Origin of the sequence: Gimibacter soli (assembly GCF_028463845.1) — a bacterium.
Taxonomy (GTDB): domain Bacteria; phylum Pseudomonadota; class Alphaproteobacteria; order Sphingomonadales; family Kordiimonadaceae; genus Gimibacter; species Gimibacter soli.
Genome location: NZ_CP116805.1, coordinates 1129402 through 1150491 on the forward strand (window position 1 = coordinate 1129402; position 21090 = coordinate 1150491).

The 21090-nt window shown below is 61.3% G+C and carries 19 protein-coding genes and 1 tRNA gene; 14 read left to right on the top strand and 6 right to left on the bottom strand.

Annotated elements, in window-relative coordinates; all coding sequences use genetic code 11:
- The first annotated feature begins 23 nt into the window (after window positions 1–23).
- Window positions 24–2261, top strand: coding sequence for an RNA polymerase sigma factor RpoD (gene rpoD, locus PH603_RS05470; protein WP_289504986.1), 2238 nt, complete (start codon window positions 24–26; stop codon window positions 2259–2261).
- 7 nt (window positions 2262–2268) lie between these two features.
- Window positions 2269–3207, top strand: a complete 939-nt coding sequence (locus tag PH603_RS05475; RefSeq protein ID WP_289504987.1) for an aspartyl protease family protein — start codon at window positions 2269–2271, stop codon at window positions 3205–3207.
- Here the strand turns inward: PH603_RS05475 and PH603_RS05480 are convergent.
- Window positions 3204–4046, bottom strand: coding sequence for a flagellin family protein (locus tag PH603_RS05480; protein WP_289504988.1), 843 nt, complete (start codon window positions 4044–4046; stop codon window positions 3204–3206). The genes PH603_RS05475 and PH603_RS05480 overlap by 4 nt on opposite strands.
- Before the next feature lie 28 nt (window positions 4047–4074).
- On the bottom strand, window positions 4075–4905 hold the full coding sequence (locus PH603_RS05485) for a flagellin (protein WP_289504989.1): 831 nt from the start codon (window positions 4903–4905) through the stop codon (window positions 4075–4077).
- Between the two features lie 258 nt (window positions 4906–5163).
- On the opposite strand from PH603_RS05485, the gene PH603_RS05490 reads away from it, so the two are divergent.
- The 3 genes from PH603_RS05490 to PH603_RS05500 all read left to right on the top strand — a co-directional run bounded on the left by PH603_RS05490 (window position 5164) and on the right by PH603_RS05500 (window position 5951).
- On the top strand, window positions 5164–5385 hold the full coding sequence (locus PH603_RS05490) for a hypothetical protein (protein WP_289504990.1): 222 nt from the start codon (window positions 5164–5166) through the stop codon (window positions 5383–5385).
- A gap of 45 nt (window positions 5386–5430) precedes the next feature.
- Entirely contained in the window at window positions 5431–5781 is a 351-nt protein-coding gene (locus tag PH603_RS05495) for a hypothetical protein (protein WP_289504991.1), read from the top strand.
- A 93-nt stretch (window positions 5782–5874) separates the two neighbouring features.
- Window positions 5875–5951: transfer RNA gene (locus PH603_RS05500), tRNA-Ile, on the top strand.
- Window positions 5952–5993: 42 nt separating this feature from the next.
- On the opposite strand, the gene PH603_RS05505 is transcribed toward PH603_RS05500, so the two are convergent.
- Window positions 5994–6749, bottom strand: a complete 756-nt coding sequence (locus PH603_RS05505) for a type 1 glutamine amidotransferase domain-containing protein (RefSeq protein WP_289504992.1) — start codon at window positions 6747–6749, stop codon at window positions 5994–5996.
- Window positions 6750–7051: 302 nt separating this feature from the next.
- On the opposite strand from PH603_RS05505, the gene PH603_RS05510 reads away from it, so the two are divergent.
- From PH603_RS05510 to PH603_RS05520, 3 genes are read left to right on the top strand one after another with little or no spacing between them, the layout of a single operon-like run.
- The gene (locus tag PH603_RS05510) at window positions 7052–7606 is read left to right on the top strand and encodes a TetR/AcrR family transcriptional regulator (protein ID WP_289504993.1); all 555 of its coding nucleotides are present in this window, start codon (window positions 7052–7054) and stop codon (window positions 7604–7606) included.
- A 51-nt stretch (window positions 7607–7657) separates the two neighbouring features.
- Window positions 7658–8833 carry an efflux RND transporter periplasmic adaptor subunit gene (locus PH603_RS05515; protein ID WP_289504994.1) on the top strand — a complete coding sequence of 392 codons (1176 nt, stop codon included), beginning with the start codon at window positions 7658–7660 and terminating at the stop codon, window positions 8831–8833.
- Window positions 8834–8839: 6 nt separating this feature from the next.
- On the top strand, window positions 8840–11953 hold the full coding sequence (locus PH603_RS05520; protein WP_289504995.1) for a multidrug efflux RND transporter permease subunit: 3114 nt from the start codon (window positions 8840–8842) through the stop codon (window positions 11951–11953).
- A gap of 24 nt (window positions 11954–11977) precedes the next feature.
- Here the strand turns inward: PH603_RS05520 and PH603_RS05525 are convergent, their stop codons facing one another.
- Together PH603_RS05525 and PH603_RS05530 are read right to left on the bottom strand one after the other, a co-directional pair.
- Complete coding sequence (locus PH603_RS05525; RefSeq protein WP_289504996.1) at window positions 11978–12592, bottom strand: DUF2306 domain-containing protein; 615 nt, start codon at window positions 12590–12592, stop codon at window positions 11978–11980.
- Window positions 12593–12699: 107 nt separating this feature from the next.
- Window positions 12700–13482, bottom strand: coding sequence for a MipA/OmpV family protein (locus tag PH603_RS05530; RefSeq protein WP_289504998.1), 783 nt, complete (start codon window positions 13480–13482; stop codon window positions 12700–12702).
- 261 nt (window positions 13483–13743) lie between these two features.
- Here PH603_RS05530 and PH603_RS05535 point away from each other — a divergent pair, with 261 nt between their 5' ends.
- On the top strand, window positions 13744–14610 hold the full coding sequence (locus tag PH603_RS05535) for a LytTR family DNA-binding domain-containing protein (protein ID WP_289504999.1): 867 nt from the start codon (window positions 13744–13746) through the stop codon (window positions 14608–14610).
- On the opposite strand, the gene PH603_RS05540 is transcribed toward PH603_RS05535, so the two are convergent.
- Window positions 14607–15602 (bottom strand): LacI family DNA-binding transcriptional regulator, encoded by a 996-nt coding sequence (locus tag PH603_RS05540; RefSeq protein ID WP_289505000.1) that lies wholly within the window; start codon window positions 15600–15602, stop codon window positions 14607–14609. The genes PH603_RS05535 and PH603_RS05540 overlap by 4 nt on opposite strands.
- Before the next feature lie 160 nt (window positions 15603–15762).
- On the opposite strand from PH603_RS05540, the gene PH603_RS05545 reads away from it, so the two are divergent.
- From PH603_RS05545 to PH603_RS05565, 5 genes are all read left to right on the top strand, one after another.
- Entirely contained in the window at window positions 15763–16956 is a 1194-nt protein-coding gene (locus PH603_RS05545) for a Gfo/Idh/MocA family protein (RefSeq protein WP_289505001.1), read from the top strand.
- Window positions 16953–17972: a sugar phosphate isomerase/epimerase family protein gene (locus PH603_RS05550; protein ID WP_353507369.1), complete on the top strand. Its 1020-nt coding sequence runs from the start codon at window positions 16953–16955 to the stop codon at window positions 17970–17972. The genes PH603_RS05545 and PH603_RS05550 overlap by 4 nt, the downstream gene beginning before the upstream one ends.
- A gap of 91 nt (window positions 17973–18063) precedes the next feature.
- Window positions 18064–19770, top strand: coding sequence for a GMC oxidoreductase (locus PH603_RS05555; protein ID WP_289505002.1), 1707 nt, complete (start codon window positions 18064–18066; stop codon window positions 19768–19770).
- On the top strand, window positions 19770–20402 hold the full coding sequence (locus PH603_RS05560) for a gluconate 2-dehydrogenase subunit 3 family protein (RefSeq protein ID WP_289505003.1): 633 nt from the start codon (window positions 19770–19772) through the stop codon (window positions 20400–20402). The genes PH603_RS05555 and PH603_RS05560 overlap by 1 nt, the downstream gene beginning before the upstream one ends.
- Window positions 20403–20404: 2 nt before the next feature.
- Window positions 20405–21049 (top strand): 3-keto-disaccharide hydrolase, encoded by a 645-nt coding sequence (locus PH603_RS05565; RefSeq protein WP_289505004.1) that lies wholly within the window; start codon window positions 20405–20407, stop codon window positions 21047–21049.
- The last annotated feature ends 41 nt before the right edge of the window (window positions 21050–21090 follow it).

A 21090-nucleotide genomic window follows, 5' to 3' on the forward strand; every position in this document is an offset into this window, starting at 1 on the left:
CCTGCTTTTTGGAGATTTAACGGATGGCACGGGACACGACTCAGGACGAAAATAAGGAAAGCGGCCGCGACGATTCGGGTGGCAGCCCCCTTAATGACGTCTCCGAGGCCGCCGTCAAGAAGATGATCGCCCGCGCGAAAGAGCGCGGCTATATCTCGTATGACGAACTGAATGCCACCCTGCCGACCGACGAAATGTCGTCCGAGCGGATCGAGGACATCATGACGATGCTCTCCGAGATGGGCATCAATGTGATCGACGGCGACGAACCCGACGAGGGTGAGGACGGCGAGCGCGCCAGCGACGACGACGAAGACGAGGCTGAAGAGACGCTTGACGCCGATTCCGGCTCGAACGACGACGAAGACGAATTCAAGACGACCGACAAGAAGGAAGCGGGCGACCGCACCGACGACCCCGTGCGCATGTATCTGCGCGAGATGGGCTCGGTGGAGCTTCTGTCGCGTGAGGGCGAGATTGCCATCGCCAAGCGGATCGAAGCCGGCCGCGCCACGATGATCGAAGGGCTGTGCATGAGCCCCCTGACCTTCCAGGCGATCATCACCTGGGCGGAGCGCCTTGAAGCCGAAGACATGCTCCTGCGCGACATCATCGACCTTGAAGCCACCATCGGCAAGGAGCCGGGTGCGGCCGAGCTCGAGGGCGAAGAAAACGGCGACGCCAATGCCAGTGCCGAGGCACCGGTAAAGGACGAAAAAGCCGAAGCCGAAGCCCGCAAGAAAGCCGAAGAAGCCAAGAAGGCTGAAGAGGCCCGCAAGGCTGAAAAGGAAAAGGCCGAGAAGGAAAAGGCTGAAAAGGAAAAAGCCAAGGCTGCTGCGAAGGCCCAGAAGGCTGCCGCGCGCAAGGCCCGTTCGTCGGACGACGATGACGACGAAGAAGACCTCGACGACGAAGACTATCTCGACGAAGAGGAAGAGGAAGAAGAAGGCCAGGAAGAACAGGCCGAGGAAGAGGAAGACGAGGACGAGGGCGCCATGTCGCTTTCGGCCATGGAAAGCCACCTCAAGCCCGAAACCATTGCCAAATTCCAGGCGATCACCGCGACCTACAAGAAATATGCGAAGCTGCAGGAAGCCCGTCTTGCCGCAGCGGCGCAAAGCGAAGACCTTTCCTCCCCGCAGGAGAAGCGTTTCGCCAAGCTGCGCGAAGAGCTGATCGGCATGGTCAGCGCGGTGAAGTTCAACGCCGTTCGTATCGAAGAACTGGTGGACGAACTTTATGGCCTGAACAAGCGCCTGATGAGCCTTTCCGGCCGCCTGCTGCGTCTTGCCGAAAGCCACAAGGTCAGCCGTCAGGCCTTCCTTGATGAATATGAAGGCAACGAGCTTGAAGAAGGCTGGGCCGACCGCGTGGCCGGCCTCAAGGGGCGCGGCTGGGCTGCGTTTGTCTCGGACGAGCGCGATGCCATCAACAATATCCGCGACCAGATCAGCGATATCGTCGGCCAGTCCGGCCTGCATGTTGTCGAATTCCGCAAGATCGTTCGCACCGTGCAGAAGGGCGAGAAAGAAGCCCGTATCGCCAAGAAAGAAATGGTGGAGGCCAACCTCCGCCTCGTGATCTCGATCGCGAAGAAATACACGAACCGTGGCCTGCAATTCCTCGATCTCATTCAGGAAGGTAACATCGGCCTGATGAAGGCCGTGGACAAGTTCGAGTATCGCCGCGGTTACAAATTCTCGACCTACGCGACATGGTGGATCCGGCAGGCAATCACCCGCTCGATCGCCGATCAGGCGCGCACCATCCGTATCCCGGTTCATATGATCGAGACGATCAACAAGCTTGTCCGGACCGGTCGCCAGATGCTGCACGAGATCGGCCGCGAGGCAACGCCCGAGGAGCTGGCAGAGCGTCTTTCGATGCCGCTCGAAAAGGTCCGCAAGGTTATGAAGATCGCGAAAGAGCCGATCTCCCTCGAGACCCCGATCGGGGACGAGGAAGACAGCCACCTTGGCGACTTCATCGAAGACAAGAACGCCATCCTGCCGGTGGATGCGGCGATCCAGTCGAACCTGCGTGAAACCACCACGCGGGTTCTGGCGTCGCTCACCCCGCGTGAGGAACGCGTCCTTCGCATGCGTTTCGGTATCGGCATGAATACCGACCACACGCTTGAAGAAGTTGGCCAGCAATTCTCGGTAACGCGCGAGCGTATCCGTCAGATCGAGGCCAAGGCGCTCAGGAAACTGAAGCACCCGAGCCGGTCGCGCCAGCTCAGAAGCTTCCTCGATACCTGAGGCACGCATGCTGAACGCTGTGACAAAATCTGATGGGAGGGGGCGCCGCTGGCGCTCCCTTCTGTGCTTTCTGGGGCTCGCGGCGGTCAGCCTGCCGGCCTTTGCCGACCCTTCGGCACCGGCCCTGCACCGCGACCGTTACGGGCGCTTCAATGTGGAAACCACAGTGAATGGCCGCGAAGGCTTCCTGTTCCTTGTGGATACGGGTGCCAGCCGCACCACCGTTTATCGCAGCCTGGCTGCCGACCTCGGCCTTCGCTCGCTGCCGCGCACGCAAACCATCATCACGGCGACCGGCACGCAGGAAAGCCTCGTCTATCCGATTGCTTCGATCAGCGCCTTCGGGCGCACCTTGCGGCCCGGCCAGATGGCAGCCTTGCCGGAGCGCACGCCCGGTCATCTGGCGGGCGTTCTCGGCATCGATATTCTGCGCGGCGCCATGATCGAATTCAATGTGAAGAAGCCCGCTGGCCGACTGCTGCCGCCGGGTTCGGCGCCTGGCGATGGCGGCTGGGTACGCATCGATGGCCGTCCTGTCGGTTATGGCTCGCTGGCGCTCGAAGTGGTGGTGGACGGCGTCACCATCCCCGCCTTCATCGACACAGGTGCCGGCCTCAGTGTTTTCAATCCGCCAGCTGGCAAGGCGCTCGGGAAAGACAGTCTTGTCCTCAACAAGAACGGCAAGCCGCGCCGCACGCCGGGCATCAGCGCGGGGGCGGGCAATATTGCCGGCTATCTGCGCGACGTTGGCGAACTCAATATTGGCGACCATAGGGTGACGACAGTGCGGGTGACCGAGGCCGACTTGCCGGTGTTCGACCTGTTTGGCGCAACCGAATTCCCGGCCATGATCTTGGGGATGGATATCCTCGCCAAGCAGGATTTTGCGGTGGACCTTGGCCATTGGCGCCTGTGGATCCGCCCGCCCGCTCAGAAGCAGGACTAGAAGCGCTCGCCTTCCGGCCGCGCGAACAGCGATAGCAGTGCGCCGGGCGTGCCGTTCGCGATGTTCGTGTCGGCCTGACCCAGAATTTCCCGCACTCGCTCTGCCGCTGTTTGCGCGTCTGTCAGCGTCAGCACGCCCGGCGCATCAGTGCTCGCGGTCGCGGTGTCTGCGTCAAAATTCAGGGCGAAGGATCGCACGCTTTGCAGCCGGTCGCTTCCTGCACCGATCGCTGTCAGGGCTTCGGCGGCATTGCCAAGGGAATCGTCGATGGCGGCGAGGCTCGCTTCCGCGGCGTCGGCACTGGTGACGGATGCGTCATCGGTCAAGGTCAGCACGTCGCCGCCGAGGCTGAAGTCGCGGCCACGCACCTCGATCCGCCCGCCGCCCAGCAACCCGGTCTCGGCACCTGCGGTTGCCTTGTCGCTGGCGAGCAGATTGGTGCCTTCGAACCCGGCGCCGGCGATGGCGTCCTTAAGGTCCGCTTTCAGACTGTTGAATTCGTTGGTGAGTTTGGCCCGATCCTTGTCGGCAAGCTCGGGGTCTGTCGCCTCGCGTGCCACATCCCTTAGTTTCGAAAGGATGCCAGCAGCCTTGTCCCCGCTCGCAAGGGCAGCGTCTGTAGTGGCGATGGCCTTGTCCAGCCGCTCCCGCACGCCTGCAACAGCGCCCGATCCGCCCAGAAGTGAAGGGTCGGGCCCGACGGTATCGACCGGAGACCGGCGGGTCGTGCCGGTCTCCGCAGGGCTCGTGGGATCAAGTTGATACAATGGCTTTGGCTGCCCGGTCGCTTGCGGATAGGCGGCAAAAAGCGTCAGATAATCAACATTGCCCACTGCCATGGGGTGATGACGCGATCAAGCGTCCTCCTTATTTCTGGAACAGGCTCAGGATCGACGACGGCTGGCGATTGGCGATATTGAGCGCCACGATGCCAAGCTGCTCGCGCACGCCGTTTGCCGCCTGCTGGGCCGAGGTCTTGCCAAGGTTGGCATCTACCAGATTGCCGATACCGATTTCGGTCGTATCGGAAAGCGCCTGGTTGAATTCGCGGGTCTGTTCCAGTCGCCGCGCGCCCGACCCGATGGTCGAGAGGCTGGCCGAAACGTTGCCGAGCGACTGTTCGATGGCGGCGACCGCATTGGCTGCATCGGCCGCCGTGCCGATCGAGGCGTCAGCAGCGAGGGTGACCTTGCCACCACCGAGGCTCAGGTCCTGATTGGCGATGGTGAAGGTTTCACTGCCATCCTGATTGGTAATGGCCGCGATGTCGCCGCCGCCACCTTCCACGGCATTGGTGCCATTGAAAGACGCGCTTTTCACCACCTGGCCGATCTGGTCACGCAGCGAAGCAAATTCGTTGTTGAGGGCCTGACGGCTGGCATCATCAAGGCCCGGATCGCGCGCCGCGACGGCCTTTTCCTTCAGCTGCAACAGCAGGTCGCTCACCTGATTGCCGGCGGCTTCCGCCACGCTGGCGGTTGAAAGCGCGCGGTCAAGCGAGTCGCCCGAGGCGCCAAGCCCACCCACTTCACCCAGAAGCTTCTGGGCGATGGCGAAGGTCGCTGCATCGTCTTTCGGGCCGTTCACCTTCTTGCCGGTGGCAATCTGGTTGTTGGTCGACAGGGTTGAGGACTGGCTGCGATTCAGATTCTGAAGGCCGCCAAGCGACGAAGCGTTCGTATTGATGGAATTGACCATGGGGCGTCACTCTCCTCTGAAATAACAGACATCGCCGGAACCAGATGGTTCGACGTGTCAGCACCCGTATTGACCCGATGCCGAGTATAGCAGAGCAGAAGGCCGGCAGGAAGATTTGGAGAAACTTTTACGGTTTCCGCCGGATTGCTGCCTTGCCTCTTGTAATTGGATTATATCGGTTTGATATTATGGTTTACCGTCAAAGAAGCCCGATTGCGGGCCAGGCGAGGCTGACAGCGAAGGAAAAGGGGAACACAGATGAATCCGTTTGAAATGGTTGCGATCATTGTGATCGTCGTGGCGGTTGCCGGCATGGTCCGCAGCCATCACCGCACGCAGGCCGCACGGGCAGAACGACCCGCAGGTCCGGATGCTGAAACGTCAGCACGCCTCAATGTGCTGGAGGAGCGTATCCGCGTGCTTGAGCGTATCGCGACCGACAAACGCTCCCGCCTCTCGGACGAAATCGACAGCCTTTAAGGGCGTCCGGCATCCGTTCAGGCTGGTGATACGGGAGGGCGGGCCATGCCCAGATTTCTAGCCGTTTATATGATGAAAGCGGAGAATGTCGCGCGCTTCCGCGAGCTCCCGAAGGCCGAGCAGGATGCCATCGATAACGCTGGCTTGCCGGCATGGACCGCGTGGGAGGAAAAGAACGCTGCGGCCCTCATTGACCGTGGCGGGATGGTCGGCAAGACGACCCGTGTTACCCGCGACGGTATCGGCCCCGCCTCGAACGATTTCTGCGGCTATATGATCGTGGAGGCTGCAACGGCCGAAGCCGCCGCCCGCCTGTTTGCCGATCATCCGCACTTCACCATATTCCCCGGCGACGGCGTGGACATCATGCCGTTCGTCACCGAACCACCCGCCTGAAGCACTGCCGGGTACTTGCGGGCGGCCCGTTTCCGAAATCAGATTTTGCTACCCACAGAGGCGACCATTTGCTAGGTAGCCCGTGCGTGGTAGGCGCCTGTAGCTCAGTTGGTTAGAGCTGGCCGCTCATAACGGCTTGGTCGGGGGTTCGAGTCCCTCCGGGCGCACCACGCGGCTTCGGCAGCGCCGAGCGCGCTGTTTTGCTTTCGACGCTATCTTGCATTCAATTGAATGATCATTTCCTTCGCAGCGAGCGCCGCCGACGGCAAAAACATTGTCGATACAATTCGGCTGTCGACAATTACGTCATGCTTGTCAGCGATATTTTCCTTGTTCACGACTGCCGCGCCATTGGCGCGTAGCTGATCTTCAACAAGGAACGGCAGCAGCGTGCCCTCCTTTGCCCAGGACTTTGTGATTTCGGTGGAGTTGGGGAAGCCCGCAACCCTTTTGCCGGCCACCATGAATTTGCCGTTGCTGAGTTTGACATTGGCAAAGGCACCCGGGCCGTGCCCGCAGCCACCGATGATGCCGCCGTTTTCATACACATCCCGCATTATCGCCAATAAGGCCTGATTGCTGGCGACATCAAACAGCGGGCCATAGCCGCCGCCAATGAAGACAGCTTCATAATCATCGGAATTGACCTGATCGGGCGATAGCGATGCATTCGCTTTATCCAGAAAGCCTTCATACTTGATCGTGTAGCTGCTGATGCCCAGTGGATCCATCATGAAGGATACCTTCCCGCCTTTCGGGGAGGCGAAATCGACCTGATATCCGTGGGAATAAAAAACATGGTAAGGCGGGGCCACCTCCCACAAATTGTTCCTTGCATCATGTTTTTCTGCGTCGCCCATATCGTCGACGTTGGATACCAGAATGAGTATCTTCCGGGGCTTTTCTTCCTGCGCGATTGCCGCTGCAGGGGCGAAAATTATCGCCAGGATAAGCAGTATTTTTTTCATTATGTTGGTTCCTCGCTGTTTGGGGGATGACCTGTCCCGATCTGGTCGTTCAATCCTCAAGTTTGGTTTAGCCCCATATGCCGCCCTGCTTTGGCGGGTGGCCGGGGTGGCTAGTCTAGGGGAATTGTGGCTGGAGAGCCACCAAACTCTCGAGGAAGTTCCGGGTCTTATGTCACGAATGGCTGCTACCGGGTCCTGTCGGTTTTCAGAAAAACTCGCGTGCCGACAATGGCGCCACACGATTCCGCTTGCATAAAAGAACGAACGTTCATATTTATATCGAGCCGAAAACAGGATGAAAAATGTCCCGGACCCGAAAGATCACGACAGACGATATTCTTGATGCCGCAGAGCGCGTGGTGGCCCGCCTTGGGGCTGCTGCGCTCTCCATCGATGCGGTGGCGCAGGAAGCCGGCGTCAGCAAAAGCCGGGTTGTCTATGATCACAAATCGAAGTCCGGCCTTCTCGAGGCGCTGATCGAGCGCCAGATCGGGCGGGAGCAGGAACGGCAGGAAGCGGCGATCAAGGCCGCTGCCGGCACACCGCATCCTGAACTTTTCGGCCGCATCGCCGGTGCCGAGCGCACCCTCAATGAAGTGGACAAGGCCGTTGCCATGGCCGTGTGCGCTTCGATGTCCGGCGAGCAAAAGGTTCAGGAGCAAATCCGCGACTGGATCGAGGCAGATTTGAAGGCGATGGCCGATGGCCCGCGCCCGAAGGCAGCCCTGATGGCCTATCTGGCGCTCGGAGGCTTTTGCAATACGGAATTTTTCAGCTTCTACCGCTGGGATGAAGCTGAGAAGCAGGAGATTCTGGAAGGCATACGCAAGATTTACATGTCCTTCCCGGAAGACTAGAGTGGACTCCCGAAGTCACCAGAGAGTGACTCGTCAATAAAGGAAACTTTCATGGACAGCAGGATAAAGGCACACCTCAAGGTGTGCTTGGTTTCGTCTTTCATCGTTTTTTCAGGCCTTGAAGCAGCGTCAGCGCAGTTTGGCGGGGAAATGCCCCCGCCGGCGGTGGGTGTTGTCGAGGTCAATGCTGCGACCGTGCCGGTTGTCAGCGAGCTTCCGGGCAGGATTGCCGCCACGCGTGTGGCGGAGGTGCGTCCGCAGGTTTCGGGCATCCTCAAGGCCCGTGTGTTTGAACAGGGCGCACGGGTGAAAGCCGGTGACGTGCTCTTCCGCATCGATCCCGCCATGTTCACGGTGCGGGTGGCCAGCGCCGAAGCCTCGCTCGAACGGGCAAAGGCAGCGGACGCCAACGCCAAGCTGCAGCTTGAACGCCAGCGCGTGCTTCTTGAAAAGAAAGTGGCGAGCCAGGCAGCCTATGACACCGCCGTTGCGGCATCTGCGCAGGCAGAAGCCGATGTTGCCTTCGCCAAGGCTGCGGTTGCCGAAGCCAAAATCAACCTTGCCTATACCGAAATCCGCGCCCCCATCAGCGGTATCATCGGCGGCGCGCTTGTCACCGAAGGCGCGCTGGTGACGGCGGAAGGGGCTGAAAGCCTCGCGCTTATCCAGCAGGTCGATCCCGTTTATGCCGATTTCACCCAGTCCGCCGACGAGCTTCTGGCGCTGAAGCGTGCGGTGGCCGACGGCCGGCTTGAAAGCACGGCGGAAGGCGACGCTCGCGTGTCGCTCGTGCTGGGCGATGGCACCGATTATGGCCGGGCGGGCAAGCTGCTGTTCTCGACCGCGAATGTCGATCCCGGTACTGGGCAGGTGACGCTTCGGGCCGAGTTCCCGAACGACAGCCGCGATCTGCTACCCGGCATGTATGTGCGGGTGAAGATCGAACAGGCCGTGCGTCAGGGTGCGATCACCGTGCCGCAGCGTGCCGTGTTCTGGACGGATACCGGCGCCCCGCAGGTTTATGTGGTGACCGCCGAAGGTGTGGCTGAGGTGCGGCCCGTCTCGCTTGGTGCTGCCAGCGGTTCCGACTGGGTCGTGGAAAGCGGCCTCGCGGACGGTGCGACCGTCATCGTGAATGGTGTCCAGAAGGTGCAGCCCGGCGGCAAGGTGATGGCCGAGCCCTGGTCGCGGCCTGAAGACAGCACACTCGCACAGCGTGCGGAGTAAGCGACAATGGCACAATTCTTTATCTCGAGGCCCATCCTCGCATGGGTCTTCGCCATCTTCATCACGCTTGCCGGGATCATCGCGATCCCGCAGCTGCCCGTTGCCCAGTATCCGAAGGTTGCCCCGCCGCAGCTGACGATTGCCACCTCCTATCCCGGTGCGTCGCCGCAGGAGATTTATCAGGCCGTCACCCGTCCGATCGAGGACGAGCTGAACGGTGTTGAAGGCCTGATGTATTTCGAATCCGCGTCCGATACCTCGGGCTCGGTTTCGATCACGGCAACCTTCTTCGCAGGCACCGATATCGATCAGGCATCGGTGGATGTGCAGAATGCGATCCGCCGGGTGGAGCCACGCCTGCCGAACACGGTGAAGCAGCAGGGCATCGCGGTTGATGAAGCCAGCACCGGCTTCTTGATGGTGGTTTCCCTGCAATCGACCGATGGCGCGCGCGACGAAGTGGCGCTTGGCGATTATGTGAACCGCAATATCATCGGCGAGCTTCGCCGGCTGGACGGCGTCGGCAAGGCCCAGCTCTTTTCGAGCCAGCGGGCGCTGCGCGTGTGGATCGATCCCGACAGGCTCGTCGGCTACAACCTGACGGCAGAGGATGTGAATGCGGCGATTGCCGCCCAGAACGCGCAGGTTGCCGCCGGCCAGATCGGTGCGCTGCCAAGCCCTGTAGTGCAGGACCTGACCGCGACAGTGATCGTCAAAGGCCAGCTTTCCACGGTCGAACAGTTCGGCAATATCGTGCTGCGCGCCAATGCGGACGGTTCCACCGTCAAGCTGAAGGATGTGGCGCGGGTCGAACAGGGGGCGGAGCTTTATAACTTCTCCAGCCGCCTCAATGGCCAGTCGAGTGCAGCGCTTGGTATCCAGCTGTCCACCACCGGCAACGCCATGGCGGTGTCGGCTGCAGTGCGCGACAAGATGGAGGAGCTTTCCCGTTTCTTCCCCGAAGGCGTGGAATACAAGATCCCCTATGACACCAGCCCGTTCGTTTCGGCTTCCATCAAGAAGGTGGTTGAAACGCTGGTGGAGGCGATGGTGCTTGTCTTCATCGTCATGTTCGTCTTCCTGCAGAACCTGCGTTACACGCTGATCCCGACCCTCGTGGTGCCGGTTGCCCTCCTTGGCACCTGTGCCGTGATGTATGCGACGGGCTTTTCGATCAACGTGCTGACGATGTTTGCCATGGTGCTCGCGATCGGCATCCTTGTGGATGACGCCATCGTGGTGGTTGAAAACGTCGAACGCATCATGGCGGAGGAAGGCCTTCCGCCCGAAGCGGCAACCCGCAAGGCAATGGGCCAGATCACCGGGGCGATCCTCGGGATCACGCTGGTGCTTGCCAGCGTCTTCATCCCGATGGCCTTCTTCCCCGGCTCGACCGGTATCATCTACCGCCAGTTCAGCCTGACGATGGTGGTCTCGATCCTCTTCTCGGCTTTCCTCGCGCTGTCGCTCACGCCCGCGCTTTGTGCCACCTTCCTGAAGCCGATCGAGAAAGGGCATCATCACAAGACGGGCCTTGGCGGCTGGTTCAACCGCACGTTCGAGCGGATGGCTGCCGGCTATTCGGGCCGTGTTGCCGGTATCGTGCGCAAGACCGGTCGGATGATGGGTGTCTATGTCGCGCTCCTTGTCGGGCTCGGTTACCTGTTCATGCAGCTGCCCACGGCTTTCGTGCCGGATGAAGATCAGGGCTTCCTGATCGTCGATATCCAGGGGCCGCCGGAAGCCAGTGCCAACCGCACGCTTTCGTCGATCAAGGAGATCGAGGCGATCTTCATGGCGGAACCCGCCGTTGACAGCGTGGTTGCGATCCAGGGCTTCAGCTTCTCAGGCAACGGTGCCAATGCGGCCCTCGCCTTCGTGCCGCTCAAGGACTGGTCCGAACGCGGCGAGGGCGATGCGGCGCAGGATATTGCCAACCGTGCGAACATGAAGCTTTTCGGGCTGAAGGATGCCCGTACCTTCGCGCTTTCCCCGCCGCCCATCGAGGGCTTCGGGGCAACCGGTGGCTTCTCCTTCCGCCTGCAGGATCGCGGCGGGCTGGGGCAGGCCGCCCTTTCCGCCGCCGCCGGACAGCTGATGCAGCTGGCGTCGCAAAGCGAAGTTCTTGTCGGTATGCGGGTTGAAGGCTTGCCGGATGCAGCGCAGGTGATGCTGGTGGTTGACCGCGAGAAGGCAAACGCGCTCGGCGTCACCTTCGCCGATATCAACGCCACGATCACCACCAACATGGGCTCGTCCTATATCAACGACTATCCGAACGCCGGCCGCATGCAGCGCGTGATCGTGCAGGCAGAGGCGACGAAGCGGATGCAGGTCGAGGATATCCTCGGGCTGAATGTCCGGAACGCCAGCGGTGATATGGTGCCCCTGTCGGCCTTCGCGATTGCCGAATGGCAGAAAGGTCCGCCGCAGATCATCGGCTACAACGGCTATCCGACCGTGCGGATTTCGGGTGCCCCCGCACCCGGCCAATCCTCGGGCGATGCTATGGCTGAGATCGAGCGGCTGGCGGCCCAGCTGCCGGAAGGCTTCGGCTATGAATGGACGGGTCAGTCGCTCGAGGAAATCAGCTCGGGTTCGCAGGCGCCGCTTCTGTTCGCGCTCAGCATCCTGTTTGTTTTCCTGCTGCTCGCCGGGCTTTACGAAAGCTGGTCGATCCCGCTTGCCGTGATGCTTGTGGTGCCGCTTGGTGTTGTCGGGTCAGTGATGGCCATGATGCTGCGCGACATGCCGAATGACCTTTATTTCAAGGTCGGGCTGATCGCCATCATCGGGCTCAGCGCCAAGAATGCGATCCTGATTGTCGAGTTCGCGAAGGACTATTTCGCTGAGGGCAAATCGCTGATGGAATCGGCGCTTGAAGCGGCCAAAATCCGCTTCCGCCCGATCATCATGACGTCGCTTGCCTTCACGCTTGGCGTGCTGCCGCTCGCCATCGCGACGGGGCCGAGTGCGGCCAGCCAGAATGCCATCGGCACCGGGGTGCTGGGCGGCATGATCACGGCGACCGTTCTTGCCATCTATTTCGTGCCGGCCTTCTTCGTGTTCGTGCTGAAAATGCTGAAGACGAAACGGCCAACCGAAGGCAGCGACGTCTGATCAAGGTTTCGGGGAAGTGATCCGTCACTTCCCCGCTTTCAGCGGACGGACAAGCCGATATTCCGCCACGATCAGGTTGGGTATCCAGCAGAGCCATGCAATGGCGGTGTAGGCAGTGTCAAACGCGGCCCCTTCCGCCCCGCCGGTGGCAACCATGAAAATCACCAGATAAAGCCTGAGCGTGACGGCCGCGAGGGTCAGCGCGAAGGAGCGGATCATCCATATCCGGTGCTGCAGCTGGTCGCGCCGGCTGATGGCGATCACCGCCATGACGGGTGTGATGATCCAGCCCGCCGCCAGCAACAGGAACCCGACTGAGGCAATCCCTGACGACGGTGAATTGAGCGCCAGCGCTATGCTGCCCGCTGCCCCAAGAAGGCAGGAGATGACATACAGCCACCCGGTGCCCCGGTGCAGGATCGGCCAGCGCGTACGCAGCCGGGCCGAGAACTGAAAGCCGCCGACCAGAAGTGCGAGCGGCGAAAACACGAAATGGAAAAAGGCGCCAAGCGTGTTGTGATGAAGGTGGAACCCCGCCGGCTCGCAGTCGTCGGGCCATGTGCCCAGAAAGAACCGCCAGGAAAGGACGGCGGTTGTGGCCGCCGCCAGCAGCATGAGGATATAGAGCCTTCTTGTCATGGGTCTTCTTTCGTTGCCGCGTGAGGGGCGGATCAGTCCGGCGGGGTTCGCGCCCCGCCACCGGCCCGCAGGGGCGCGGGTGGCGGCGAGGATGCTGCTTTGGGGGCTCAGAAATTGTAGGCGAGGCCGAAGCCGAGGGTCAGTTCGTAGTTCTTGTCGATCCCCGGATGGTCGCGGATGTCCTTGTCGAGATAGGCACCCTGTGCGAAGCCGATCAGCGTCCAGCTGTCCGAAAGGCTGTAAACGGTGGTGAGGCCACCCTGATAATTCACGACCGACCCTGAAAGGGCATAGAGGGGCAGGACAGGCTTGTCCTTTTCGATCATGCGGTCCTGCTGCTTCTGGGTGATGCCCCACATATGGTTGGCGAGCTTGCGGCTTTGCCATGTGACCCCCACCGACGGCGACAGGGTGAATTTGTCGGTGATCTGGAAATCATATTCGTAAGACGCCGAAAGTTCGGTGCCATTGTGGGTGTCGGTCACATCCTGCAGGGCCACGAGGTCCAGCCGGCCCATGCCACCACCGATGGAGGCGCGCAGGCCCATGTCGGCGGTCACCTTGTTGCGGCTTTCGCCGGGCAGCATGCGGGCGGCGGCAATCACATCAAGGCCGAAGCTGAGGCCTGCTTCCTCGTCCGGCTTGATCAGGTGATAGCCAAGTGCTGTCGCATCGATGAAGAAGCGGTCGCCGCGATAGGCAACATAGGGCACAGCCTGGAACTCGTTGTCTTCGGCAGCGAAGGGGGTGTCATAATAAAGCCCGATGGCGCCGACCGACCACCGCGGCGGGCCGCCGGCGCCGTCGTCGTCATCGCCGTGGGCGGGCAGGGCCGCGAGGATGGCCGCAACAGGCAATAGCGCCCATGAGGTGCCGGGATTGAAACGCATATACTGCTCCTTGTTCGCTCGTCATGTCTCGGGTTTGGGGGCAGACCCGCATCGGTGCCCCGCGGCCTGAATGGCGGGCAAAACCGGACGAAGAAAGCGCAATTGCGTGAGTTTGCCGTTTCTCTTCGTGAATTTGCCGGGGCATTGTCCGTGCTGATTTGGCGAACGCGAAAGGGTCATCGCGGGCCGCGCCAATTTGCGCTGGCAGGATGTAGCCAACCTCCGCTACGATCCCGTCAAAAGAAGCATGAGCAGCGAGTGATGACAGGCGAACGTCTTTTCAGATTGTGGGGCGCCCCCGATAACCGGAAGTCCTTTGCCCTGAAGGTGGCAGGGATGCTGGTGGCCGGTTTCACCCTTGGCACTATCACGCCCTATGACAGTGCCGGACTACCCGTCCCCCTGAGATATGCCTACTGGGTCTTTTCGGTGCTGCTGGGGCTTGCGGTTGCACGGCCAATCGCGGAATGGGTCATTCCGCGCCTGATCGAGAAGGGCCGCTCGGCGCTTTCCATCTTCATGCTCTTTTGTGCGGCAATTTCGGTGCCGATCTTTGTCTATGTGATTGCGGCGGATGTAGCGGTCTATTTCGGCGCCCAGCATCCGAATTCGCTTAGCTGGGGAAGCCTGCTGCACTTTCTAGGTGATGTACCGGTCCAGTATTTCGGCTCGATTCTCTTCGGTTATGCCTTCTGGTATTTTCAGGTTTTCATCATCGTGGTGCTGGTGTTTGGCGGGCTCGGCCTCGCGCTCGAACGATATGCAATGCCTGATGACGCACCGGCTGCGTTCCAGCCCGAAGCCGGGCATCTGTTCCTGCGCCGCCTGCCGGATGCCATCGGCAAGAAGCTCGTTTGCCTTTCGATGGAAGATCATTATGTGCGTGCCCATACGGAAAAGGGCGATACGCTCCTTTTCATGCGCATGTCGGATGCGGTTGACGAGCTGAAGGGATATCCGGGCGCGCAGGTGCACCGCTCATGGTGGGTGGCGTTTGATGCCATCGACCGCGTGGTGCGCGACAGCCGCCGTCATGTGGTGAAGCTCACGAACGGCGAGGCCGTGCCGGTATCCAAAACCTATCTGGATAATCTCGCGCCCTTCCTGCCGGAGCAGGAACGGGCCTAGGCCTTCGGGCGCCCCGCACTCTGGCGGATCACCATTTCGTAGGGGAGATGCTGGCTTGTCTCCGCCAAGTGTGCGCCTTGCAGAAGGCTGAGAAGCATCCCCATTGCCTTGGAGCCGAACTCCTCCGCCGGTTGGCGGATGGTGGTGAGGGGCGGTTTGCAATATTCGGCGAAAAGGATGTCGTCAAACCCGACGATGGAAATATCGTCCGGGACCTTCAGGCCCATTTCCCAGACACTGTGCATGGCACCGATGGCCATTTCATCGCTGAGGCAGAAAAGCGCGGTCGGTGGCTTGCCAAGCGCCATCAGCTGCGTTGCCGCGTGGCGGCCCGAACTGGCCGAGAAATCACCGCGCGCGATCAGGCCTTCATCGAACGGCAGGCCTGCGGCTTCAAGTGCCGCGCGGTACCCACGCAGGCGTTCCCGCGTGAGGCGGCTCTCCGATGGCCCCTTGGTAACGCCGATGCGCCTGTGGCCCAGCGAGACCAGATATTCTGTCATGGCGCGGGCCGCCCCCGCATTATCAAGCTGGATCTTGGGGATGCGGGCATCCTCAACACAGTCGCAGGCATTGACGAGCGGGATATCGGCTACCGCACCATTTTCCATCGGCAGGCGGCCATTCAGCTGGATCACCCCGTCCGCCAGCCGGGCTCGCACCATCGATGCGTATGAATCCTCGATCTCGCTTTCGCCGCGCGTATCGCCCAGAAGCACCGAATAGCCGGCTCGCTGCGCCGTATGCTCAATGCCGCGAATGACCCGCGAGAAAAAGGGGTTCGAGATATCGGGCACCAGCACCACGATGGTCTTTGACTTGCGGGTCGAGAAGTTACGGGCCGACATATCCGGCATGTAGCCGGTTTCCCGGATGGCGGCCTCCACCTTTTCCCGCGTGGCGGGGGAAACCTTGTCCGGGTTGCTCATGGTGCGGGACACAGTGGCGACAGATACACCCGCCAGCCTTGAAATGTCCCTGATCGTCGTCATCCCGTTTTCCCTATGGTCTTGAAGGCCTTGCGCCTGATTGGCCTGCATTCTGGCGACAACGGATTGAAAGATCAATCGAATGTGGTGGCTTGCGCGCAGAAATGTAACCGGTTACAGTCGGGCCTGTGGGAGTGATATCGCAAGGGATACGGGAGGCAGAATGATCCGCGCCAGAATACGCATGGGCATGGTCGGGGGCGGCGAAGGCGCCTTCATCGGCGACATTCATCGCATGGCGGCGCGGCTTGATGGCCAGATCGAGCTTGTGTGCGGCGCTTTCAGCCGGGACGCTGAAAACTGCCGCCGCACGGCTGCATCCCTCGGCCTTGCGCCTGAGCGCGCTTATGAAAGCTACGAGGCGATGTTTGTGGCAGAAGCAGCATTGCCGGCGGATGTCCGTATGCAGTTTGTGGCCATTGTCACCCCCAACCACCTGCACCTGCCGGTGGCGCTCGCGGCCCTCAAGCATGGCTTCCATGTGATGAGCGACAAGCCAGCGACCCTCAACCTCGCCGAAGCCGTAACGCTCGAAGCCGCGATCAAGGCCTCGGGCTGCCATTATGGCCTCACCCATACCTATCTTGGCTATCCACTGGTGCGGCAGGCGCGGGATATGATTGCGGCGGGCGAAATTGGCGCGGTGCGGCGGATCAGTGTTGAATATCCGCAAGGCTGGCTGTCTGCCCCCCTTGAAGGCAGCGGCAACAAACAGGCCGACTGGCGGACCGATCCGGCGCGCGCTGGCCTTGGCGGGGCGCTTGGCGATATCGGCACGCATGCCAGCAGCCTTGCGGAATATATAACAGGCGACCGGATCAGCCATGTGTGCGCCGATTTGCGCGCCGTGGTGCCAGGGCGGCGGCTTGATGATGATGTTGCGGTGCTTTTCCAGATGGAGCAGGGCGCGCACGGCTCGCTGATGGCAAGCCAGATCTCAGCGGGCGAGGAAAACGGCCTATGGATCAGGATATCGGGCGAGAAAGGCACGCTCGAATGGCACCAGATGGCGCCGAACGAATTGATCCTGCGCCGGCCGGGTGCGCCTGTCGCCACCTACCACGCCGGGGCTGAATTCGAGTATCTGACACTCGCAGCCCGGAGGGCTTGCCGCACGCCTTCGGGGCATCCGGAAGGCTATATCGAGGCTTTCGCCAACCTCTACCGCGATTTCGCCAGCATTGTGCGCGGTGACAAGCGGGCTTTGGACGATGCGCCGCTGCCGGGCATCGAGCTTGGCCTAAGCGCCATGGCCTTTGTGGAAGCCGTGGTGAAGAACGCGGCGGGCGACGAAAAATGGACGGATATCGGCGCGCTCGTCACCGCAGCGCGCCGCGGACAGGAGACAGACCGGTGAAAATGATCAAAGGCCCGGCGCTCTTCCTTGCCCAGTTTCTGGGTGACGAAGCGCCTTTCAACAGCCTGCCGGCCATCACCAAATGGGCCGCAAGCCTTGGCTATAAGGGCGTGCAGATCCCGACAAGCGATCCGGCGATCTTCAACCTGAAGCTTGCCGCCGAAAGCCAGGATTATGCCGACGAGATCAAAGGCATTTGCGCCGAGGCAGGTGTGGAGGTCACCGAGCTTTCAACCCACCTGCAGGGCCAGCTGGTGGCGTGCCATCCGGCCTATGCCGATCTCTTCGCGGGCTTCGCCCCCGCCGAGATGCGCGGCAAGCCCGAAGCCACCGCCGCATGGGCAACCGAGGAATTGAAGCTGGCGGCGAAGGCAAGCGCGCGCATGGGGTTGAAAAGCCATGCGACCTTCTCGGGCGCGCTGCTGTGGCACACTGTTTATCCGTGGCCGCAGCGCCCCGCCGGGATGGTCGAGGAAGGCTTCAAGGAACTGGCGCGGCGCTGGAAACCGATTCTGGACGCGTTCGAGGATGCAGGCGTGGATGCCTGCTACGAACTGCATCCGGGGGAAGACCTGCACGACGGCGTCACGTTCGAGCGGTTCCTGGAGGCGGTCGGCAATCACCCGCGCGCCAATATCCTGTATGACCCGAGCCATTTCATCTTGCAGCAGCTGGATTATCTGGCTTTCATCGATCATTACCACAGCCGCATTCGCGCCTTCCATGTGAAGGATGCCGAGTTCCGGCCGAATGGCAAAAGTGGCGTTTATGGCGGTTATCAGGGTTGGGTCGAACGGCCGGGCCGTTTCCGGTCGCTCGGTGACGGACAGATCGATTTCAAGGCCATCTTCTCGAAGCTCACGCAGTATGATTACGATGGCTGGGCCGTCGTCGAGTGGGAATGCTGCCTGAAGCATCCGGAAGACGGTGCTCGCGAAGGTGCCAAGTTTGTGGCCGACCATATCATCCGCCCGGCGCCCCGTGCGTTTGACGATTTCGCGGCAGCGGGCGGCTGAGGCAGATGCATCTTTCGTTCGGTTGAATTGACAGCTTTTTCTGTAACCGGTTACAGATTCTGCGGGAAGCAGGGACAACGAGGGGGAGTCCGTGAAACAGCCAACACCATATGACGTGATCGTTGTCGGCTCTGGCGCCGGCGGCGGCATGAGCGCCTATGTCCTTGCCAAGCGGGGGCTGAAGGTCCTGATGCTGGAAGCGGGCCGCGACTACAAGCCCGAAGAAGAAACCCCGATGTTCAATACGAACGCCGAGGCGCCGCTGCGGGGTGTTTCCACGCCGGACAAGCCCTTCGGTTACTATGACGCCACGGTCGATGGCGGCTGGACGGTGCCGGGCGAGCCCTACACGACCGCCCCCGGCGACCGCGAATTCATGTGGTGGCGCCCCCGCATGCTGGGTGGCCGCACCAACCATTGGGGCCGCATCTCGCTGCGCTTCGGGCCTTATGATTTCAAGCCCTACAGCCGCGATGGCCTCGGCGTTGACTGGCCGATCAGCTACGACGAACTGGCGCCTTGGTACGACAAGACCGAAAAGATCGTCGGCATCACCGGGGCGGGGCAGCTGGGCCTTGAAAACACGCCCGACAGCCCGCCCGGCATCCTCCATGATACCCCGACCCCGCGCCTGCATGAGATCATGATGACTCGCGCGTTCGAGGCGATGGGTATCCCCGTGGCACCGATGCGGGCGGCGGTGATCCAGAAGCCGATGGATGGTCGGTCAGCCTGCTTCTATGCCACCTCCTGCGGGCGGGGCTGCTCGATCAAGGCCATGTTCCAGACGACGACGGTACTGATCCCGCCGGCGCTTGCTACCGGCAACCTCGATATCATCACCGATGCGATGGTCTATACGGTGGACATGGGCAAGGACGGCCGCGCCAAGGGTGTGACCTATATCGACCGGGTAAGCGGCGAGCATAAAAGCGTGACGGCGAAGGCCGTGGTGCTGGCGGCAAGTGCGGCTGAAACGGCGCGCATCCTGTTGAACTCCAAAGACGGCCGCAACCCGGACGGGGTCGCCAATTCGTCGGGCACTGCCGGCAAGTATCTGATGGATACGGTTGGCACCGATAGCGGCGGCCATATTCCGATGCTTGAAGGCATGCCGTCCCGCAACGACGATGGCATGTCGGGCGCGCACATCTATGTGCCCTGGTGGGGATACCAGCAGCAGGCGCGGAAGGAACTGCCGTTCCCGCGCGGCTATCATATCGAGGTCGGCGGCGGCCAGCGGATGCCGGGCATGGGCATCGGCGACTTGGCTGACTATAGCGACGTCCCCTTCGGCGCGGGCCTGCGCAAACAGATGCGCCACTATTATGGCTCCGACATCGGCTTTGCCGGTCGCGGCGAGATGATCCCGAACGACGACTGCTATGCCGAGATCGACCCGGATATAAAAGACCGGTTCGGCATCCCGGTGCTGCGCTTCCACTGGAAATGGTCCGAGCATGAAATCGGCCAGGCGGCCCATATGCGCAAGACCTTCCACGAGATCATCGACCGGCTGGGCGGCAAGGTAACCTACGGGTTCGAAACCGACGGCGAAAAGGCGATTGCGGCGGGCGGCGAGATCATCCACGAGGTCGGCTGTGCCCGTATGGGCGACAATCCCAAAACCAGCGTCGTCAACAAATGGGGGCAGGCGTGGGATGTGAAGAATCTCTTCATCACCGATGGCGCCGTGCTGCCATCGAACCCTGACAAGAACCCGACGCTGACGATCCTGTCGCTTGCCATGCGCAACGCCAACTATCTTGCCGACGAAGCCGCGAAGGGGAATCTCTGATGTCACCCTATGTTTCGAAAATCGACCGCCGCACGGCGCTGAAATGGCTTTCGGCGGCAGCTGTCACGCTTGCCGTCGCCCCCACCATGGCGCGCGCCGCAACCTATGTGAAAACGCCGAAGGGCTATGGCACCGACCCGGACATGCTGAACCCCACATCGCCGTGGGACAGGATCATGACCGACCGGCAACTGCAGCTGACGGCGGTGCTGACCGATATTATCCTGCCGGCTGAAGGCGAGCATCCGGCACCGAGCGCCATCGGCGTGCCGGACTTTGTGAATGAGTGGGTCTCAAGCCCCTATGAGCAGACCAAATCCGACCAGAAGGTAATTTTGGAAGGCCTTGATTGGATCGACGCAGAAGCGAAAGGCCGTGGCGCCAAGGGCTTTGTGGAAGCGGATTCGGGTGTGCAGATGGCCATCGTCACCGCCATCGCGAAGCCGGATGCGAGTGCGGCCCACGCCTTCTTCAAACGGTTCCGCCATCTCACCCTTGGCGGATACTATTCCACCCCCGAAGGCTTTGCCGACATCGGCTATATCGGCAACGTGCCGATGGAAAGCTATCCGGGGCCGGACGCGACAATGAAAGCCATGCTCGAAGAGCGCATGAAAGCGATAGGAATCTGACCATGAAGAAACTGTTTCTGGCCCTCGCGCTGATCAGCGCACCCGCCATGGCCGATGACTGGCAAACGCTGGATGCCAGCCAGTGGCGTGCCTACAAGGGCGAATCCATTCCAGCCGGCTGGCACGCTGAAGGCGACACGCTTTCGATGGTGAAATCACCGGCGGGCGATATCGTCTCGAAAGAGACCTATGGCAGCTTCGAGCTGACGTTCGAATGGAAGATTTCAGCCGGTGGAAACAGTGGCGTCTTCTTCCATGTGCAAGAGTCGCCCGATCTTTCCCAGACCTATTTCTCCGGCCCCGAATATCAGGTGCTGGATAACAAGGGCCGCAGCGAGCCGCCGATCGAGCAGGCTGGCGGGCTTTATATTCTGTATGCGCCCGAGGCCGACTATACGAAGCCGGTTGGCGAGTTCAACGAGGGGCGTATTCTGGTTGACGGCAGCAAGGTGGAACACTGGCTGAACGGCCACAAGGTCGCCGCCTACGATATGGCATCTGACGATTTCAAGGCGCGGGTGGCCGCCAGCAAGTTTGCCAAATGGCCGGCCTTCGCCGCTTCGCCTTCGGGGCATATCGCCCTGCAGGATCACGGCGACCCGGTCACCTACCGCAATATCCGTATCCGCCGCCTGTCGGCTGAATAAGGACGCGCGAGGCGAGGGGCCTCGCGACCGTCACCGTCACC

Coding starts and splice junctions, on each gene's coding strand:
- rpoD (WP_289504986.1), top strand. CDS start 24: ATGGCACGGGACACGACTCAGGACGAAAATAAGGAAAGCGGCCGCGAC.
- PH603_RS05565 (WP_289505004.1), top strand. CDS start 20,405: ATGAAGAAACTGTTTCTGGCCCTCGCGCTGATCAGCGCACCCGCCATG.
- PH603_RS05485 (WP_289504989.1), bottom strand. CDS start 4,905: ATGGTCAATTCCATCAATACGAACGCTTCGTCGCTTGGCGGCCTTCAG.
- PH603_RS05510 (WP_289504993.1), top strand. CDS start 7,052: ATGTCCCGGACCCGAAAGATCACGACAGACGATATTCTTGATGCCGCA.
- PH603_RS05505 (WP_289504992.1), bottom strand. CDS start 6,749: ATGAAAAAAATACTGCTTATCCTGGCGATAATTTTCGCCCCTGCAGCG.
- PH603_RS05525 (WP_289504996.1), bottom strand. CDS start 12,592: ATGACAAGAAGGCTCTATATCCTCATGCTGCTGGCGGCGGCCACAACC.
- PH603_RS05560 (WP_289505003.1), top strand. CDS start 19,770: ATGTCACCCTATGTTTCGAAAATCGACCGCCGCACGGCGCTGAAATGG.
- PH603_RS05535 (WP_289504999.1), top strand. CDS start 13,744: ATGACAGGCGAACGTCTTTTCAGATTGTGGGGCGCCCCCGATAACCGG.
- PH603_RS05540 (WP_289505000.1), bottom strand. CDS start 15,602: ATGACGACGATCAGGGACATTTCAAGGCTGGCGGGTGTATCTGTCGCC.
- PH603_RS05530 (WP_289504998.1), bottom strand. CDS start 13,482: ATGCGTTTCAATCCCGGCACCTCATGGGCGCTATTGCCTGTTGCGGCC.
- PH603_RS05545 (WP_289505001.1), top strand. CDS start 15,763: ATGATCCGCGCCAGAATACGCATGGGCATGGTCGGGGGCGGCGAAGGC.
- PH603_RS05520 (WP_289504995.1), top strand. CDS start 8,840: ATGGCACAATTCTTTATCTCGAGGCCCATCCTCGCATGGGTCTTCGCC.
- PH603_RS05495 (WP_289504991.1), top strand. CDS start 5,431: ATGCCCAGATTTCTAGCCGTTTATATGATGAAAGCGGAGAATGTCGCG.
- PH603_RS05490 (WP_289504990.1), top strand. CDS start 5,164: ATGAATCCGTTTGAAATGGTTGCGATCATTGTGATCGTCGTGGCGGTT.
- PH603_RS05480 (WP_289504988.1), bottom strand. CDS start 4,046: ATGGCAGTGGGCAATGTTGATTATCTGACGCTTTTTGCCGCCTATCCG.
- PH603_RS05475 (WP_289504987.1), top strand. CDS start 2,269: ATGCTGAACGCTGTGACAAAATCTGATGGGAGGGGGCGCCGCTGGCGC.
- PH603_RS05515 (WP_289504994.1), top strand. CDS start 7,658: ATGGACAGCAGGATAAAGGCACACCTCAAGGTGTGCTTGGTTTCGTCT.